This window comes from Adlercreutzia sp. (genome assembly GCF_056795635.1).
The window spans coordinates 70,477-88,244 of sequence record NZ_JBQIIT010000009.1; the positions used below are offsets into that span (position 1 = coordinate 70,477).

Below are 17,768 nucleotides of genomic sequence, written 5' to 3' on the forward strand. Positions count from 1 at the left end.
CCCGTGACGCGCCGCAATATCGAGCTGCTGCTCCTGGTCATCGCCTCGCCCATCGTCATCGTGCTCTTCGCGATGATGGTGGTGACCGGCGGTCAGGAACTGTCCGTGAACACCCTGGGCGTGCCCCTGGGCATCTTCGCCGCCTTCGTGGTGGCCCACATTGCCGTGCGCTGGCTCGCCCCGGCGGCCGACCCGGCCATCTTGCCCATATCCTTCGCCCTGTCGGGCATCGGCATCGCCTTTGTGACCCGCATCGTGCCGGATCTGGCGGTGCGCCAGGTGATCTGGCTTTTCGCGGCCGTGGCGGTCATGGTAGCGGTGCTGGCTCTCGTGCGGAACCTGGACAAGCTCGCCAACTATAAGTACACCCTCATGATCGTGGGCATCCTGCTGCTGCTCTCGCCCATGCTGCCGGTCATCGGCGAGGAGTCGGGCGGCGGCCAGCTGTGGCTGCGCCTCGGCCCCTTCTCCTTCCAGCCGGGCGAGATCGCGAAGATCCTCATCGTGTTCTTCATCGCGGCCTACCTGGCCGCTAATCGGGAGATGCTCTCGGTGTTCACCCAGAAGGTGGGTCCGCTGCACCTGCCGAGTCTGCCGACGCTGCTGCCCCTCATCGTCATGTGGGCCCTCGCCTTCATCGTCGTGGTACTGGAGAAGGACCTCGGCCTGGCCCTCGTGCTGTTCTCTGTGTTCGTCATCATGCTGTACGTGGCCACGGGCAAGAAGCTCTACCTGGTGGCCTCCATCGGCCTGGCGGCCATTGCCGCCGTGGCCCTCTATTTCATGATGGGCCACGTGCAGACCCGCGTGAGCATCTGGCTCGATCCCTTCGCCGCGGCCCAGGGCGGCGGCTTCCAGCTGGTGCAGTCGCTCTTCTCCATGGCCGACGGCGACCTGTTCGGCACCGGCATCGGCCGGGGCATGGGCGGCGAGCCGGTGGCCGCGGGCGGCATTCCCGTGGCCGAGAGCGACTTCATCTTCCCCGTCATCGCCGAGGAGGCGGGCCTCATGGGCGCCGCCGGCCTACTGCTGCTGTACCTGTGCTTCGCCATTCGCGGCATCGTGACCGCGGCCCGGGCGAAGTCCGACGTCAGCTCGTTCGTGGCCGTGGGCCTCACCTCCATTATCGTGCTCCAGGCCTTCATCATCGTCGGCGGCGTCACGCGCCTCATTCCCCTGACGGGCATCACGCTGCCCTTCGTCAGCCAGGGCGGTTCGTCCCTCATCGCCAGCTTCATGATCGTGGCCTTCCTGCTGCGCTGCGGCGACGAGGGCACCGGCGTGGGCGAGGAAATGCGCCAGACCGGGGCCATCGGCTCCCACGGGGCCGACGCGGTGCTCGGGCGCGTGGCCCTGGGTAAGCGGCTGACTGGCACTATGATGATCTTCTCGCTGCTGTTCGCCGTGCTGGTGGCCAACCTCACGTACCTTATGATTATCAAGGCGCCCGAGTACCAGAACATGCCGAGCAACAACCACACCATCGCCCGCGAGGCCCAGATGGAACGGGGCACCATTTCCACCGTGGACGGCACCGTGCTCGCCCAGTCGGTGCGCCAGGAGGACGGCAGCTACCGGCGCGAGTACCCGGCCGGCACCCTGGCGGCCCATATCGTGGGCTACGCCTCGCAGAAGTTCGGCACCGCCGGCATCGAGGCGGCCTACAACGACGCCCTGCGCGGCGAGCAGAACTTCGCCAGCTTCACCGATGTGGTGAATTCGCTCGCGGGCATTCAGACCAAGGGCAACGACGTCACCCTGACCATCGACTCCCGCATCCAGCAGGCGGCCCAGAATGCCCTGGAGGGCCAGGTGGGCGCTGTCGTGGCCATGAATCCCGAGACCGGCGCCGTCTACGCCCTGGCATCCTCGCCCACCTACGACGCGGCCGACTACGAGGCGCTGCTCACGGCCGCGGCCGAAGGTGACGGGAACGATTCCTCCGAGCTGTACAACCGCGCCACCCAGGCGCTCTATGCCCCCGGCTCCACCTTCAAGATGGTCACCCTGGCTGCCGCCCTCCAGGACGGCATTGCCAAGGCCGACACCGAGTACGACTCTCCCGGTGAGATGGAGATCGGTAATGCGCCCGTGACCAACGTGAAGAAGCGCTCCTACGGCAAGATCACCTTGGCCCAGGCCATGTGGTACTCCTCCAACACCGTGTTCGGCCAGGTGGGCGTGCAGTTGGGCAGCGACCTGCTCGTGAACATGGCCTGCAGCTTCGGCTTCAACGAGGCCATCAACTTCGATCTGCCCCTGGCCACTTCCCTTATGCCCGATCCCGCCGAGATGACCGAGTGGGAGACCGCTTGGGCCGCTTGCGGCGAGCCGGTGGGCGAGCACGAGAGCCCGGCCGGCCCCCAGGCTACGGTGATGCAGATGTGCCTGGTTGGCTGCGCCATCGCCAACGAGGGCGCCATCATGCAGCCCTACCTGGTTGACGGCATCTACAACGCCAACGGCGAGCGCGGCTTCACCCCGCTGCCCGTGAAGTTGAAGCAGGCTATCGACCCCAAAACGGCCGAGGAGGAAATCGAGGTCATGAAGGGGGTCGTGGTCGAGGGCACCGGCGGGAAGGCCGCCATCGACGGTGTGGAGGTGGCTGGCAAGACCGGCACCCACGAGCGCGGCGACGGCGACGACGACAGTTGGTTCGTGGGGCTCGCCCCCGCCGACGACCCGCAGGTGGTCGTGGCCGTGGCCATCGAACGCGGCGAATCGGGCGCGGGGGCCCGGGCAGCCCGTGACGTTATGGAGACGGCTCTCGAAGTGGCGGGGGTGCTGTAGTACAATGGCTAGACTCATACGAGTCCGCATCGAAACGCAAACGAAAACGCACTAGCACGTGGAACGTTAAGGAGTAGCAATAGTGACCGGACAGGGAACAATGACGGGCAAGGTTTTCAGTGGCCGTTATGAAATAAAGGATCGCATCGGCATCGGCGGCATGGCCGAGGTGTACCGGGCCCAGGACAGCACCCTCGGGCGCGTCGTGGCCGTGAAGGTTATGCTGCCGCAATTCGCCGCCGACCCCTCCTTCACCCAGCGGTTTCGCCAGGAGGCCGCCGCTGCGGCGAACCTCCAGAGCCCCTACATCGTGAACGTGTACGACTGGGGCCAGGACGACGGCACCTACTACATCGTCATGGAATTCGTGCGCGGGTCCGACCTGAAGACCGCCATCCAGCAGCGCGGCGCCATCAACCAGCGCAAGGCCGCCGAGATAGGCGGCCAGGTGTGCCAGGCCCTTACGGTGGCCCACAACCAGGATATCATCCACCGCGATATCAAGCCCCAGAACATCATGGTGCAGCCCGACGGCAACGTGAAGGTGATGGATTTCGGCATCGCCCGGGCGAAGAACTCCGTGAACGACAAGACCTCCGCGGTGCTGGGCACCGCCCATTACATCTCGCCGGAGCAGGCCCAGGGCAAGGACCTCACGGCCGCCAGCGATATTTACTCGCTCGGCATCGTGCTCTACGAGGCCGCCACGGGCAAGCTGCCCTTCGACGGCCCCGATGCCGTGTCGGTGGCCATGCAGCAGGTGAAGGACGAGCCCGTGCCGCCGTCGAGCATCAACCCGGATATCGATCCGGATCTCGAGGACATCATCATGGTGGCCCTGGCGAAGAACCCGGCCGAGCGCTTCGCCACGGCCAACGACATGCGCATGGCCCTGAACGATTATCTGGCTGGCCGCCCCGTCACCCTGCCGGGAGGCGCCGGCTTCACGAGCGCCCGCACCCAGATGATGGGGGCCGTGGGCGGCATGAACACCCAGGCCGCCACTGCGGTCATCGGCGGCATCGACGGCACCCAGGCCATGCCCGGCATCGTGGGCGCCGGCGTGGGCGGCATGGTGTCGCCGAGCGCCACCGGCGGGTTCCCGCCCCAGAACTTCCACGCGGCTCCCCCGCAGAAGAAGAGCAAGAAACCCGTTATCATCGCGCTCGTGGCCGTGCTGGCCGTGGCGCTCATCGCCGGCATCGCCTTCGCCCTGTCCATGGGCGGCCCGGCTCCGGCCGAGGAAGAGGTGGACGTGCCCAGCGTGGTGGGCCAGACCCAAGACGAGGCCGAGTTCGCCCTGAAGGAGGCCGGGTTCACCGTGAAGGTGGAACCGAAGGTGGACGAGGGCACCGAGGAGGGCACCGTGCTTTCCCAGGATCCGTCGGGCGGCAAGGCTGCCAAGGGCTCCGAGGTGAAGATCGTCGTGGCCGTGGGCCCCGAGGAGAAGGAAGTGCCCAGTCTGGCGGGACTGACCGAGGATGAAGCCAAGGCCAAGGCCAAGGAGTACGGGTTCACGGCGGTGCTGCGGGAGAGCAGCTTCTCCGAGGATGTGCCCGAGGGCCAGGTCATGTCCCAGAGCCCCTCGGCCGGCAGCATGGAGAAGCCGGGCACCCAGATCGAGTACGTGCTGTCCAAGGGCAGTGAGCTGGTGAACGTGCCGAACGTCATCGGTCTGTCCGAAGAAGACGCCATCGCGAAGCTCCAGAGCGAGGGCTTTGGCGCCGATGTGAAGGCCCGCGAGTACAGCGACACCAAGAAGGAGGGCACGGTCATGAAGCAGGACCCCCTCAACGACAAGGTGGCGCCGGGCTCCACGGTTTCCATCACCATCTCGAAGGGCCCTGAGCCCGCTCCCGAGCCGGAGCCCGAGCCCGATAACAACGGGGGCAACAATAACGGGGGCAACAACGGCGGCAACAATAATGGGGGCAATAACGGCAATGGGGGGAATAACCCCGACCAGCCCGAGAACCCCGATGGTGGGAACAACCCCGATCAGGGCGGTGACGGTGGCCAAGGCAACTCCGGCAACAATCCGGGCGGCACCACCCCTGCTGCGGAATAAGGCCAGTATGCGATTGAGCGCCGCGCCATGCGGCGCTCTTTCTATATCTGAACTCGCAGGGAAACCCGGGGGTTCCAGTGCCTCCGAGGATGTCGGGGCCCTCACTGGCGGAGGAGGGGAGTGTCGGATGCCCTCCGGGGATGCCGATTGTCTCGCACTTGTGGCTGCCCCAGGGATGCCGATCGCCCGTAGGGCAAGGGCCAGGCCTTGCCTCCCTACGCGCGGAACAGGTCGATGACGTCTTGCTTGGAATGGACGCCGAGAAGAGCCCGGCAAGGTGTCCCACTCCTGCAACGATACGATGAAGACGGGCGGCTTCCTCGTTAGGATGGGGAAGTCGCCCCTATAATAGAGCCATGGAACAGCTCTTCGACATCTTCGAGAAATTCATCCACGCCGACTGGTTCAACTCCCTCATCGGCGCGGCCATTATCTGCGCCATCACCTTCGTGGTGTGCCGCGTGACCGTGTACTTCGCGCGGCGGTTGCTGAACCGCACGTCGCTTCTGCCCTCCAGCTCCATTTTCATCAACGTCATCCGCGCCACGGTGTGGCTCATCGGCATCGGGTTCGTGCTGTCGGCGTGCTTCAACGTGAACGTGAACGGCATGATCACCGGCCTGGGGGTTGTGGGTATCGCCATCTCCCTGGGCTTTCAGGACACGCTCTCGAACCTCATCGGCGGTTTGCAGGTAAGCCTGTCGCGTTCGGTGGAGCCAGGAGACAACATTCGCATGGGCTCGTCGGGCGTGACCGGGGTGGTGAAGGACGTGACCTGGCGCTATACCACGGTGGTGGACAGCTCGGGCAACCACACGAACATCCCCAACGCTGTGATGACCTCTACGGCGGTGACCCGGCTCTCGCCGCTCAGCGACGTATCCATCGCGCTGATCGTGACCACCAACAGCGAGCGGCTGACCGCTACGGCCCACCACATCGAGGATGCGGCCGAGAAGGCGGTGTCGCGGGTGAGCAAGATCAAGAAAGGCCCCTCGGTGAGCTTCAGTGCCATTACCGAGCGCGGTTTCCAGGGAACGCTGAGCTTCACCATTGCCGATGCCAGCAAGGCCGGCAATGCCACCGATGCGGCCATTCGCGCCATTGCGCCCTACGTGCACAATCACCTGATCGAGGAAGAGATGGAAAGCCTTGCCGAGCCGACGGCGGCTACGGGGGCCCCGGCCGACCCGGCGCCCGCTCAGGGCGAGACGGTTGCGGCAAAACCGGTGTCTGCGTCGGGAGGGGAGGCGGCGCTGGCCGCCGTTGCTGCGGCTTCCGATGAGGGGGATAAGTAGGGAGGAGCCCCGCCTTTGCGGCGATGGGCATAAAAATGCCCCGCCCCCGCCAGAGGATGAACCCACCTCACAAGGTGGGTGCTCGCATCTGGGATCCTGGCTTTCGTATCAACGGACACGAATCTCCATTCCACCAGCTTCTAAAGCTCCCTCAGTTCAATACGTCGGTCCATCGCAGTGTATGGCGGGAACAGGACTTGAGTTAAGTATACGCGAACTTGCGCTGAGGGGAAGTCTTGACAAAATCCGTTACCAAGTTTTTCTTTGGTGCGTTTGGGGCGAGGGAGCCGGTGGCAACGGCTCGGCACCAAGTCAATAGCTGAGTGCCAGGGTCGAGTTTCGCCAGGGTACCATGGGGTCTTCGGAAAGGAGGGCCCATGGCCACGTTCGAGGAATTTCTGAAGGTCGCCGAGATTTCCCTGAAGGACAAGACCTCCCACAAGCGCATGGACGAGATCATCCACATCATGCGCGAATACCACGTGCTGCGCGGGCTCACCCCCGAGCGGGCTGTGGAGGTGCTGCAGGCCCTCGGGCCCACCTATGTGAAGATCGGCCAGCTGGCATCGAACCGCTCCGACCTGCTGCCGAAGGCCTACTGCGACGCCTTCGAGAAGCTGCGCGACGATGCGAATCCCATGGCCTTCGAGCAGGTGATCGAGCAGATCGACCGCGCCTACGGGAAATCGTGGCACGCGGTGTTCGCCTCCATCGACCCGAAGCCCTTGGGGGCGGCCTCTATCGCCCAGGTGCACAAGGCTGTGCTGCTCGATGGCACCACGGTGGCCGTGAAGGTGCGCCGTCCCGGCGTGGCCGAATCCATGGCCGAGGACATCATGCTCATGAAGCACCTGCTGGCTCTGGGAGAGTTCGCTTCCAACACCCACCGCGATATGCTGCTGTCGCTGGAGGGCTTCGTGGAAGAGATCGAGCGCACCACGGCCAACGAGGTGGATTTCACCCAGGAGCTGGGCAACCTCGTGCGCTTCCACGGCGAGCTGGCCGATGAAGAGGGGGTGACGTCGCCGGTGGCCTATCCGGCCTACTCCACCGAATCGGTGCTCGTCATGGAATTCGTGCAGGGGGTGGAAATATCCGACACGGCGACCCTGCGCAGCCAGGGCATCGACGTGGACGCTCTGGCCCGCCGTGTGTGCCAGAGTTACGTGACTCAAGTGCTCGACCACGGGTTCTTCCACGCCGACCCGCACCCGGGCAACATCCTCGTGCGCGACGGCGAGGTGGTGTGGATTGATCTGGGCATGGTAGGCACGCTCACGGTTTCGGAGCGCATGCTCGTGGGGAAGGCGTTCACGGCTGTGGCCACGGGCAATGCCTATCTGCTGAAGGAAGCGGTCATGGGGCTCGTGCGGGTAACGGGACCGGTGGACCACGGGGCCCTGCTCGCAGCGCTGTCGCGGCTTTTGGCCAAGTACAGCACCGCCGAGTTGAAGGAGATCAACGTGGGCACGGTGCTCACCGAGGTCATCGAGGTGCTGCGCGATCAGAATATGGTGATGACTTCGTCGGTGACCATGCTCGCCCGCGGCTTCGTGACCCTTGAGGGGGTCATCGCGCAGATTTCGCCGAACACGAGTGTGATCGAGATCGTGTCCAAGCACGTCATTGCCCAGCAGGGCGACCCGAAGCTGCTCGGCACGCGGGTGCTCGATCTGGTGGTGTCGAGCGCCGCCTCGGTGGAGGCCCTGGCGAAGCTGCCCACCCAGCTGTCGAATACCTTGGAAATGGTGGATCGCGGCCAGGTTAAGGTGAACGGCAGCATCGATGTGTCCTCCCGCATTCTGGCCACGGCCTACGCCTCAGTGGGGCGCCTGTCTCTGGCGCTGCTGTCGGCGGGGCTGTTCATCGGGTCGTCCATCGTGTGCACCACCGCCATGCAGCCGCGGTTTCTGGACGTGCCCCTGCTCGGTGTGCTCGGTTACCTGGGCGCCTTCGTGCTGGGAGGCTACACCGTGTTCCGCATCATGGTGTCGCGCCATCGCCTGCTGAACAACGAGGAGCCACGGTAAGACCGGGAATTCGAGCTGCGATTGGATGAGACCGGGGCTGGGGGGTGGACGGTGGTCCGGCGCAACCCTGGGACAGGTCTTTTGGTGAGCGCGCCCTGCGTAACGCCGTGACTACAGCTGGCCGTAGTCGCAGGCGCGGGGGCGGCCCGTGATAAAATGACCTTGCGACTTATTTATTATGAGTTGACGGGTTAGCATTCACGCTGCCCGGGGAACAGGAGGCCGTTATGTACCAGAAGATTCTCGTCCCCTACGATAAGTCCGAGCCGGCCCAGCACGCGCTGTCGGCGGCCCTTGATCTGGCTGCTGGGGTGCCCGGCGCTCAGATCACCGTGCTCTCGGTGGTGGACTGGCACGACTTCAATGCGGAGACCTTCAAGATTGCCTCGCGCATGTCTGGCGTCATGGGCGACACCATGGATATGGACGTGATTGCCGAGGTGGAGAACGAGGCCATCAAGGCCGACACCGACGCCATTGCCGAGAACATCGCACCCTTGGTGGGCGACGCCGAGGGCATCGGCATCGCCGTGGTGAACGGCTCGCCCCACGACTCCATCACCGCCTATGCCGACGAGGGCGGTTACGACTGCATCGTCATGGGCCATCGCGGCCTGGGCGCCGTGCGCGGTATGCTCGGCAGCGTGTGCTATTCGGTGCTGCATAAGACCAACGTGCCCGTGCTCATCGTGAAATAGAGGAGGGCCCATGGGTCGTTCAGGCGGAGGCGGCGGCTTCTCCGGAGGGGGAGGCGGCTTCGGCGGCGGGTTTGGAAGCGGAGGCGGCGGTTTCGGAGGCGGATTCTCCGGCGGTTCCGGCCGCGGCGGCCGCTCCGCGGGCGGCGGCCTTGGCGGCTCCGGCTTCGGCGGGGGCTACCACGGAGGCGGCTATTACGGCGGCGGTTTCGGTGGTGGCAGCTTCTGGGGCGGTCTGCTCGGCGGCCTCATCGGCTCGAGCCGTAGCGGCGGTGGATCGTCGCGCCCGCCCGCGATGCCCCCGCAACCGAACGGCCCCCAGCAGCCGGGTCCGGGCGGTTCCGGTCCGGGCGGTCCGAATGGGCCGCAGCTTGGAACACCCCAGGGAACGCCCCCGAAGAGCGGCTGCGGCACCGTGTTCGTCGTGCTGGCGGCGGTGCTGTTGGTGCTCCTGCTGGTGGTGGCCCTCGGCGGCGGCAGCTGCTCGAGCGCCGATATTCCCCGTTCTACGGTGGAGCGCACGGCCCTCGCCCCCGGCTCGGTGAACGAGACCGGCTACTTCACCGACGAAGATGGCGACTGGATCCACGATCCGGCCAAGCTGGAGCGCGGTCTGCGCCACTTCTACGAGGAAACGGGCGTGCAGCCCTACGTGTACATCCTGCCCAACGGGTCGGTGCGCTCCTACCAGGAGCTTCAGTCCATCGCCCAGCAGAAGTACGACGAGCTGTTCACCGACCAGGCCCACTTCGTGCTGGTATTCTGCGACGACGGCAACGGGCGCTTCAACGCGGCCTACTGGGCCGGGGCGCAGACGGGATCGGTGCTCGACGACGAGGCCATCAATATCTTCAAGGGCTATCTGAGTCAGAACTACGACGACATGAGCCTGTCCGAGGAAGAGATCTTCTCCAAGGCGTTCAGCGATACCGCCGACCGTATCATGCGGGTGACGCCTTCGCCGCTGCCGATTATCGCGGTGTGCGGAGCGGTCATAATTGTCGCCGTTGTCGTGTTCGTCATCGTGCGCAATCGGCGCCTGGCCAAGCAGCGCGAGGCCGAGCGCATGGAGCAGATTCTGAGCACGCCGCTGGAATCCTTCGCCGACAGCGAGCTTGAGGACTTGGAAAAGAAGTACACGGCCTCGGCGACGGGCGCTTCGGACGCGCCGCCCGTACAACCCACGAGACCCCCGCAGTAGCGGGACCGGGCCTCTGGCTCGCACGGGGCCAGAGCCGCCGAAGGGAGCACCGCGCCCACGGGCGCTTGCCGATAACGTCCCGCCCTCGCGCGGAACAACCGAACCGGGCCGATTGGGCCAGATAGGAGATGCACCATGGGTATCCTCGATCGTTTCACCTCCATCGTGAAGGCGAACATCAACGAGCTTTTGGACAAGGCGGAAGACCCTGAGAAGATGGTGGACCAGTACCTGCGCGAGATGACCGAGTCGCTGGCCGAGGTGCGCGAGGCCACGGCCGGCGTCATGGCCGAGGAGCGCCGCTGCAAGAAGCTCGTGGACGAGAACAAAGCCGAGATGGAGAAGTACGAGGAGCTGGCCCGCAAGGCCCTGGCCGCCGGCAACGAGGCCGATGCTCGCGTGTTCCTGGCGAAGAAGCAGGAGCTGGCCGGCCGCACCGAGGGGCTGACCGTGGCCTTTGAGGGCGCCAAGGCCAACGCCGACAAGATGCGCCAGATGCACGATAAGCTGGTGGCCGATATCGAGGAGCTGAATGCGCGCAAGGCCACTATCAAGGCCAAGGCCGCTGTGGCCAAGACCCAGAGCAAGGTGAACGAGATGACCTCGGCCAGCGACCGTGCCGAGGGTGCTCGCAGCGCTTTCGACCGCATGGAGGCCAAGGCCGACGAGATGTTGGACCGCGCCAACGCCGTGGCCGAGCTGTCCGAGAAGCCGGCCGATCCCACCGAGGACCTGGCGAAGAAGTACGCCGAGGCCGGCGCCACCGCCGCCGTGGACGACGACCTGGCCCGCCTCAAGAAGGAAATGGGCCTGGAGTAGCACGCTTTCATGCCGAAAGCGTGCTATCGCGCCGCTCCGCGGTGATTGCGTAACGAACTCAGACTTAAGGGACGGTCTCCGGATCGTCCCTTTTTGTTGGAAGTGCGGCGCTAAGAGAGCCTGTTAAAAGCAGGTTGTCTGGAAAGCTGACGCTGGTTGGCGCGAGCGTCTTACGACGACGCGCGGCTGACGGCCGCTTCGCGTTCCAGCTCCACCAAATCGATCAGCTCTTGCTGCGTATGGACGTCAAGCTTCATATAGATGTGCTTCACGTGGGTCTTCACGGTGTTGTAGGAAAGGGTGAGTTGCTCGCTGATGGCGCGCCCGTTACGTCCGCGAGCGAGAAGGGCGCACAGCTCCGTTTCGCGCTTGGTGAGTCCGCAGCGCTCGCCCAGGTGCTGGCACAGATCCTCGATGCTCATGCTGATCTCTTCGGGTTCAGCGGCTGGAACAGCGGCCACAACTGGTTCGACGCCGAAAATGACGGCTCCGAAACTGAATTTGGAGAGCCAGAGAAACGCGAGGGCGACAAAGCTGATTAGCAGCGAGGCAAGGAAGGCGGCCGCAAGTTCCAGATTGGGCTCCATGAGCGCATTTGCCTGATGTCCGAGCATGGTTCCTGCCAGCGTGCCCGAGCTTGAGAAGATGCAGGCGATCGCGATGACGCGCAAGGCACCTAGCTGGTTGCGCGATCCGATGCCGACGATGACCAGGCGGCTAATGATAGTGAGGCATGAATCGCTGATTCTCAAGAGAAAATTGCTCGTCGCTCCGAGGGGAAGAAAAAGGGAGATAACAGCGCATAAAAGACCCGTTACGACAAGCAGGGCGGCAAGGATGGCGAGGGGGTCGGCAAAGTCGTTGCGGTTGCGGCTGACGAGGATGAAAATGCCCACAAGGACCGCCCCGAGCATGCCCATGAGAGAAGTGTCGACGGGGACTCCGGAAATACAGTTCAGGGCGAGAGTGAAACCGAAAACCAAGTTGAACACGAGCAGGCAGCAGAAAGCGGGGTTCCAGGGGTTCACAAAGGAGCTCGGGCTGGCGCACTCAATGGCCTTAAGGCCTCCTGCTTGAGAGAGCGCAAGGAGATTCTGGCGGGCGAGGGGATACGATGCCGCCAAGGCAATACAGGGAAGGAGCGCGCACATGATGAGGCGCAGCGCGTGAGGAAGCAGGAAAAATGCCCACTGTCCCAGCGAGCCTACCAGGCATGACGCGCAGAGGCAGAGGGCGACAAGGCGGATGGACTTCATCTGGCACAGCGCGAGAAGAAAGAGCGCACGTATCCAGAGATGGCCCAGCTCCCAACAAGCGAAGCCGGCGACGAGGGCGGGTCTTGAGGCGGCTATCGACCATACGCCTGTAAGGAGCGCGCCTGAAACAATGAGGAGGGGCGCGATTTGGGTCGCTCGGGCTCCGAGCTGCCGGATATCGCTGCGTTGCGCAGCTGCCAGTATAAGGAGGAGGGGCAATATTCCTGCTGCGATGTAGACGATATCGCGAAGCGCGGGGCTCTCCATCGAGAGAGGCGCGATGATCTCCGAATTGAGCAAGCGGTTGCAGGCAATTTCGCAGGCACCTGCTACGAAAACCATCAACCAATCTCTCTTTGCGCTCATAAGTTGTAGCCCCCTCTCCTTCTGAACGGAAACATTACCACACTCGTGCAGAGCCTGCCGAAAACCAGGTTATCTAGGGCGGCCCAATGCACTCAAGGGACGGGCCTGAGGCTCCGTCCCTTGAGGGGGAGGGTTGATGTTCCTACCGGCTAGTCCAGGTCTCCAGCGATATGACGCACCTCATGTCGGGCGAACGTGAGGAGACGGCCGCAGGCCATGCCGTGGGTGAGGTTGTAGTACCCGTCAGCGAAGAGCGAGCCAGCGCAGTTCCCGGCGGCGTACAGCCCCTCGATAACGTCGCCGTCGGTGTTCAGCACCTGCCCATCGGGGTTGATGCGGAGGCCATCGGAGGTGTCGAGTAGCGTTCCGCCAAGGGTTACGCCGTAGAAGGGCGCTTGGCGGATGGCAGATAGCGTGTAGGGCTCCTTGCCGAAATCCTCGTCCTCCTGCTTGTCGTAAAGCTCGTTGTAGCGCTCAATGGTGGCGAGGAAGTTCTGCTTGTGCTCGCCTTCCAGGAGGAGCTTGTCAGCCAGCTCCTCTAGCGTGTCAGCTTTCACGACAACGCCGTTGTCGATCCACTCCTGAAGGTAGCCCTCGGTGCCCATTCCGAGAATGTTCACCTTGACGTTCGTGAGGCTCGCGCAGCCCAAGCCGTGGAACCTCTTAACGTCCTCGGCGAAGTTCGCATCCCAGACTTCCAGATAGACGCCGCCGGGCTGCGAAGCGGCGGCATAGGGCAGCCAGTCATAGTTACCCGACTCGTTTGCGAAGCGCTCGCCGTGGAGGTTCATCTTCAGGAACGGTTGGGATCCGGGATTGAACTGGCCTGTGGTGGGAAGCATGGGCTCGCCCACGGCCAGACTGTCTTCCGTCCAGCCCGCCTTGGTTCCCGGAGGCACGGCCCCGCGGTCGAAGACGAACGCCGCCGCGCCCGGATCTTTCATGGCGCCAGCCCACAGGCCGGCCTTAATGCCCATGCCCGTATTGCCGGGCTCCCAGTTCGAGGAGGTCAGGCAACGGGGCAGAATGGGGTTGATGGCCTCCAGCATATCGGGGTTGGCCGCATAGCCGCCCGTGGCCAGAAGGACGTTCTCGGCGTTAATCTGGACGAACCCGTTTTTCGTGTCGAAAATGGCGCCCACGACAGCGCCGTTCTCGTTGGTCACCAGTTTCGCGAGGTCGAAGCCGTACAGGATGTCGTTGCCCTGCTTCTTCAGCAGGTCCTCGAATATCTCGTTGCGCGCCATCTCGGCGTTTTCCTTTGGGCAGTCCTCGCGCGGGTTGTAGTTCACCTGAATGGGGGGAACGTACATGTCGATACCCACGCCGCCGCGGCCTTCGCCCTGGTCGGAATCGAAGTTCGACGCAAAACCGTACTCCTCCATAATGGCTCGAACCCACAGATGCATCTCCGCAGATTCGTTCAGCCAAGTCTTGGTGACACGCATGTCGTTCTTGCCCCAGAAGGCTTGGCGCAGCACGTTGTTCAGCTTAATGACATCGACGCTTTTGCCGGCCTCGGCGCATTCGGGGACATTGATGGCACCGTACCATTTGCGCGTAGTGGAAACAGTGCCGCTCTTTTCGGCAATGAGGAAGTCGAGGCCGAGATCTTGCGCCGTGACTGCCGCTGCGAGGCCGGCGTTACCGGCTCCAACGATGAGCAGCTTCGTCTCGCGCGTCTCTACGATTTCATCTTCGGGGATGTCCGGGGCAGTGCCCAGCCATGCTGGCGTCTTGCCCACGACGGCGAGTCCGCCCTCTTCAACTGTTCCAGTTGCAGTTGCCTCGGCCCCGGTTTCGGCCATTGTCTTGGGCGCGCAGCCCGACAGCCCTGCTACCGCGGCCGCGCCTGCGGCGATGGCCGCGCCTGACAGAAAATTGCGTCGGGAGATTTCCTGGGTCATGATTCCCTCCTCGTAAACGATCCTGCTCTCTCGCTCGTCAGTGGACGAGCAGGCACATCCTAAGCGCCGCCAGCGTCTCGCCGCGTCACCCCTATTGGGGTATTTTGGAAAAATACCTGGTAAATACGTTGAGCCAGACGGCCTCGGCGATCTCCAGTCTGATATCCGCGCGTTGGGTAGCGCATTCCGACTTGTCCGGCGCCGAGAGCGCGCTTTCTAGTACCGCGCGTGGCCCTGGGGCTGCGCATAGCCCGATCGCGGATCTCCCCATCGCCGCCCTCCCGGCCGTCAGGGCGGTCGGTATGCCGGTCAGCCCCCGCAGACGGCGGGCGCCCAGACGAACCCGGCCAACTCGCGCGCGACGGCCACGTTGGCCTTGTCCGCCTTCACGCCGCGATCTCGGCGGCCTCGCAGCCGAAGGACCGCTCGACCACCTCCCCTGTCTCTGGGACGAACGCCGCCGCGGCTACGGTTCTGGCGTGCACGTCCAGCCTATGCTGGTACGATACTCCATGACTGGGCCTCCTCATGAATGCGGTGCGGACACTACGGTAGCTGTATCCTAACCCGCGATGCCCCTCCGAGGGCCCTTTGTTTTATGGAGAGAGGCTCCAGCCACCCCTCATATCTTCTAGGGGAAACGCAGCTGCCAAGCGAATTTAACCATCTTAGCCCGTAGCGCACATTACCTCGCTTTCGTGCCCTGCGGACTCTGTCTTTAACTATAGGGGGGTTTGTGTCTCGCATCGAGCATGTTATTATTGCGTCAACACAATAATTATCGGCCAAGGAGGACGAATGCTCTCGGTTGCTGAAAGCGCGGAACAGCTAGGGGTGAGTCCGGCGCGGGTGCGAGCACTCATCAAAGACGGGCGCCTGCCGGCCGTGAAGAACGGCCGCGAATGGGTGCTGCGGGAGGAAGACGTGCTCCAACGTTTGATGGAGCACCCTCGGGCGGGCCGGCCGCGAGGCTGCGCCGCCGGGAGGGAGCAATGGGCGGCGGGCGAAAGCGAGAAGGGCCTGGGAAGTCGATCAGCTCACGCAACGGGGACTGTTCCCTCGATGGCGGCACCAGACTTATCGGGAGGTGCCCCGGAAGTTGGGCAGGAGACTCCTTTCCGCGCCCGCGAACTATACGATGAGTGCCGCCGGCAGTTCGCGCATTTGCCCTCGGCCGAGGTAATGGCCGCGGCGCGAAGTCGAGAGGAGGCATCGTTTTACATGGCCGTGTTCGACTTCTTCCTTCAGCGGCGGCAGCGGGAGCTGATACGGGAAGGGGTCTTCTGATGCAGCCGCTCTATGTGGTGTTCGCCGGCGTGAACGGGGCGGGCAAATCCACCTTCTACCGTACGGGTCTGTGGTGCCAGCCGGGCATGCCGCCCTCGATGCCACGGGTGAATTCGGACGAGATCGTGGTAGCCCGTGGCGGTGACCCGCGGTCTCAGGCCGACCAGCTTCGTGCCGGCCGCGAGGCGGTGCGTCTCATAGGGGATCATTTCGCGCATCGGCGAAGCTTCAATCAGGAAACCACCTTGACGGGGCACGCGGCTCTGCGCAATTTGGAGCGGGCAAAGAAGCTGAACTATCGGGTGCTTCTCTTCTACCTTGGCGTGGACGCGCCTTCCGTGGCTATCGATCGTATCGCCCATCGTGTGGATGTGGGCGGCCATCCCATCGATGATGACGCCGTGCGCCGCCGTTACCGAGTATCTCTTGGCAATCTTTCCCGCGCTCTGGACTTCTGCGATGAGGTCACTGTCTTCGACAACACGGTGGAGTTCGTCGCCCTCGCTCGCTGGACGTCGGGCGTGCTCTCATGGGTGGGCGATCTCGCCCATCACGGCTCGTGGCTCATGAAAGCCGTGCGCGACGAAACGTTGTGGCGGTAGGGCGCGTGCGGACGCCTCCCTCCCGGCGTCCGCACTTTGTGCGTACCTGGGCGCTGCTTTCTCCTTGCATAATGGGGTTCATAAGTATATGACTTATAAATCATATACTTATGGGAAGTGAGATCATGCGCTGTCGCGACGTGATAAGAACCCGGTAGGATCTTCGGCATCTCAACTGGGCGGAGCAAGCCGACCCATGGGTGCTCTCGCCAATTCACCAGGATGAGATGTGGGATATCGTTTGGGGAAGGTGGTGTCGTCTTGCGAACCTTTGCCATAGTTGATGGGAGTCGCCGTAAGGCGAAGCCCTGCGCGTGGCTCTTCTACGACGAGGAGCGGCGGGAGTTCCATATAGAGCTGGATGAGAGTGCGCAGAAACGGGCGCCGTTGATGCTGGAGTTGCTGGCGCAGCGAGGGGAGCGCTTCGTTGGCCCCGCGCAGAGCCTGCGATGGGTGCAAGAGCGCATCGCCCCCTCGGGGCGTCAGAATATCGGGCAGGTGCTCAAGGCTCACGGCATTCGGGAATACGATGAGTTCGCGCTGCTCATGTCGTCGGGCGGCGCGTGCTCGCAGGACGATTTCGTTCTGCGCGAGGTGGAACGGGGCGGCGACTGCAGCGATGACGAAGGGAGGGCCCCTTTGGGGGGAGCCGTATCCCCTGGGGAAGAAACGGTGGCGCCGGCGAATTGCCATGCTCGCGACTCGCTGATGATGCAAGTGGGCAGGTCATTGGCCCGGGTGCGCGAGGAGCGGGGTATCACCCAGTATGAGCTATCGCAGAAAACGGGCATCCAGCAGGCGGCTATCAGTCGCATCGAAAACGGTCGAGGGAACGCCACGCTCGCTGTCGTGGAATCGCTTGCCCGAGGTCTTGGCGCCACACTGCACATCGATATTGAGCAGTGAGTGCTCGGCATCCTTGGGGAGTTTTCGGGCGAATGATCTCCGCAGCCCCGTTGGGTGCTCGTGTTCCGCTGCGATTTCTCGTGGCTGGCGAGCCCCGCGAAAAGCGGCTACGCGGTAGTAAGGTGATTGTCGCGAGAATGTCCGCGTTTACGGCTGGGCGCCGCCGTTGTGCCCTATGATGCGTGGGAGGAATTGCAGGGCATCGGCGGAACAGGCGGAAGAGGGCAACCCATGGGCAGCAAGAAGCGGTCGGCGTGGCAGAAGCAGAAGGCGGAGTTCGCCGCCTCTCTCGGCGGTCGGGACGATTTGTTTGCCGACGGTGGCCGCGACCCCTTCGCCCGCGAGTCGGCGGCCCGGACGGCGCGCGATGAGGCCCGCGAGGCCGCGCGCCGCAAGAAGGCCTGCGAGCGCAAGAACCGCTACGCCAGCCGCTATGAGGCAGAAGCCACCGCTGCCGAATGCGCCGAGCACGGTGCCCCGCCCCTGCACGTGTACCGCTGCCCCTACTGCGAGGGCTGGCACCTCACCTCCAAGGGGGAGTAG

13 protein-coding genes are annotated in these 17,768 nt (G+C 63.9%); 11 read left to right on the forward strand and 2 right to left on the reverse strand.

Translation table 11 applies throughout. The features are described from left to right. Positions 1-3 precede the first annotated feature (3 nt). The 7 genes from ACTOXK_RS07195 (at position 4) to ACTOXK_RS07225 (ending at position 10,901) form a co-directional block, all read left to right on the forward strand. Positions 4-2,790 carry an FtsW/RodA/SpoVE family cell cycle protein gene (locus ACTOXK_RS07195; protein ID WP_482277315.1) on the forward strand — a complete coding sequence of 929 codons (2,787 nt, stop codon included), beginning with the start codon at positions 4-6 and terminating at the stop codon, positions 2,788-2,790. A gap of 100 nt (positions 2,791-2,890) precedes the next feature. Next, entirely contained in the window at positions 2,891-4,858 is a 1,968-nt protein-coding gene (gene pknB, locus ACTOXK_RS07200; RefSeq protein WP_482277369.1) for a Stk1 family PASTA domain-containing Ser/Thr kinase, read from the forward strand. A 356-nt stretch (positions 4,859-5,214) separates the two neighbouring features. Then, positions 5,215-6,156 carry a mechanosensitive ion channel family protein gene (locus ACTOXK_RS07205; protein WP_482277314.1) on the forward strand — a complete coding sequence of 314 codons (942 nt, stop codon included), beginning with the start codon at positions 5,215-5,217 and terminating at the stop codon, positions 6,154-6,156. A 377-nt stretch (positions 6,157-6,533) separates the two neighbouring features. Continuing rightward, positions 6,534-8,186, forward strand: coding sequence for an ABC1 kinase family protein (locus ACTOXK_RS07210; protein WP_482277313.1), 1,653 nt, complete (start codon positions 6,534-6,536; stop codon positions 8,184-8,186). 227 nt (positions 8,187-8,413) lie between these two features. After that, the gene (locus ACTOXK_RS07215; RefSeq protein WP_482277312.1) at positions 8,414-8,884 is read left to right on the forward strand and encodes a universal stress protein; all 471 of its coding nucleotides are present in this window, start codon (positions 8,414-8,416) and stop codon (positions 8,882-8,884) included. Positions 8,885-8,894: 10 nt separating this feature from the next. Beyond that, positions 8,895-10,082, forward strand: a complete 1,188-nt coding sequence (locus ACTOXK_RS07220) for a hypothetical protein (protein ID WP_482277311.1) — start codon at positions 8,895-8,897, stop codon at positions 10,080-10,082. 135 nt (positions 10,083-10,217) lie between these two features. After that, entirely contained in the window at positions 10,218-10,901 is a 684-nt protein-coding gene (locus tag ACTOXK_RS07225; protein WP_482277310.1) for a PspA/IM30 family protein, read from the forward strand. A gap of 170 nt (positions 10,902-11,071) precedes the next feature. On the opposite strand, the gene ACTOXK_RS07230 is transcribed toward ACTOXK_RS07225, so the two are convergent. Together ACTOXK_RS07230 and ACTOXK_RS07235 are read right to left on the reverse strand one after the other, a co-directional pair. Next, entirely contained in the window at positions 11,072-12,523 is a 1,452-nt protein-coding gene (locus tag ACTOXK_RS07230) for a helix-turn-helix transcriptional regulator (protein WP_482277309.1), read from the reverse strand. Positions 12,524-12,672: 149 nt separating this feature from the next. Continuing rightward, complete coding sequence (locus ACTOXK_RS07235) at positions 12,673-14,430, reverse strand: FAD-binding protein (RefSeq protein WP_482277308.1); 1,758 nt, start codon at positions 14,428-14,430, stop codon at positions 12,673-12,675. A gap of 798 nt (positions 14,431-15,228) precedes the next feature. Here ACTOXK_RS07235 and ACTOXK_RS07240 point away from each other — a divergent pair. From ACTOXK_RS07240 to ACTOXK_RS07255, 4 genes are all read left to right on the forward strand, one after another. Then, entirely contained in the window at positions 15,229-15,717 is a 489-nt protein-coding gene (locus tag ACTOXK_RS07240; protein ID WP_482277307.1) for a helix-turn-helix domain-containing protein, read from the forward strand. Beyond that, positions 15,717-16,319 (forward strand): ATPase, encoded by a 603-nt coding sequence (locus ACTOXK_RS07245; protein ID WP_482277306.1) that lies wholly within the window; start codon positions 15,717-15,719, stop codon positions 16,317-16,319. Before ACTOXK_RS07240 ends, ACTOXK_RS07245 begins: the two co-directional genes overlap by 1 nt. A gap of 261 nt (positions 16,320-16,580) precedes the next feature. Beyond that, complete coding sequence (locus ACTOXK_RS07250; protein WP_482277305.1) at positions 16,581-17,225, forward strand: helix-turn-helix domain-containing protein; 645 nt, start codon at positions 16,581-16,583, stop codon at positions 17,223-17,225. Between the two features lie 231 nt (positions 17,226-17,456). Continuing rightward, the gene (locus ACTOXK_RS07255) at positions 17,457-17,768 is read left to right on the forward strand and encodes a hypothetical protein (RefSeq protein WP_482277304.1); all 312 of its coding nucleotides are present in this window, start codon (positions 17,457-17,459) and stop codon (positions 17,766-17,768) included.

Bases quoted from the DNA above. Each gene is read 5' to 3' on its own strand.
- pknB (WP_482277369.1), top strand. From the start codon at position 2,891: ATGACGGGCAAGGTTTTCAGTGGCCGTTATGAAATAAAGGATCGCATC.
- ACTOXK_RS07205 (WP_482277314.1), top strand. From the start codon at position 5,215: ATGGAACAGCTCTTCGACATCTTCGAGAAATTCATCCACGCCGACTGG.
- ACTOXK_RS07210 (WP_482277313.1), top strand. From the start codon at position 6,534: ATGGCCACGTTCGAGGAATTTCTGAAGGTCGCCGAGATTTCCCTGAAG.
- ACTOXK_RS07215 (WP_482277312.1), top strand. From the start codon at position 8,414: ATGTACCAGAAGATTCTCGTCCCCTACGATAAGTCCGAGCCGGCCCAG.
- ACTOXK_RS07220 (WP_482277311.1), top strand. From the start codon at position 8,895: ATGGGTCGTTCAGGCGGAGGCGGCGGCTTCTCCGGAGGGGGAGGCGGC.
- ACTOXK_RS07225 (WP_482277310.1), top strand. From the start codon at position 10,218: ATGGGTATCCTCGATCGTTTCACCTCCATCGTGAAGGCGAACATCAAC.
- ACTOXK_RS07230 (WP_482277309.1), bottom strand. From the start codon at position 12,523: ATGAGCGCAAAGAGAGATTGGTTGATGGTTTTCGTAGCAGGTGCCTGC.
- ACTOXK_RS07235 (WP_482277308.1), bottom strand. From the start codon at position 14,430: ATGACCCAGGAAATCTCCCGACGCAATTTTCTGTCAGGCGCGGCCATC.
- ACTOXK_RS07240 (WP_482277307.1), top strand. From the start codon at position 15,229: ATGCTCTCGGTTGCTGAAAGCGCGGAACAGCTAGGGGTGAGTCCGGCG.
- ACTOXK_RS07245 (WP_482277306.1), top strand. From the start codon at position 15,717: ATGCAGCCGCTCTATGTGGTGTTCGCCGGCGTGAACGGGGCGGGCAAA.
- ACTOXK_RS07255 (WP_482277304.1), top strand. From the start codon at position 17,457: ATGGGCAGCAAGAAGCGGTCGGCGTGGCAGAAGCAGAAGGCGGAGTTC.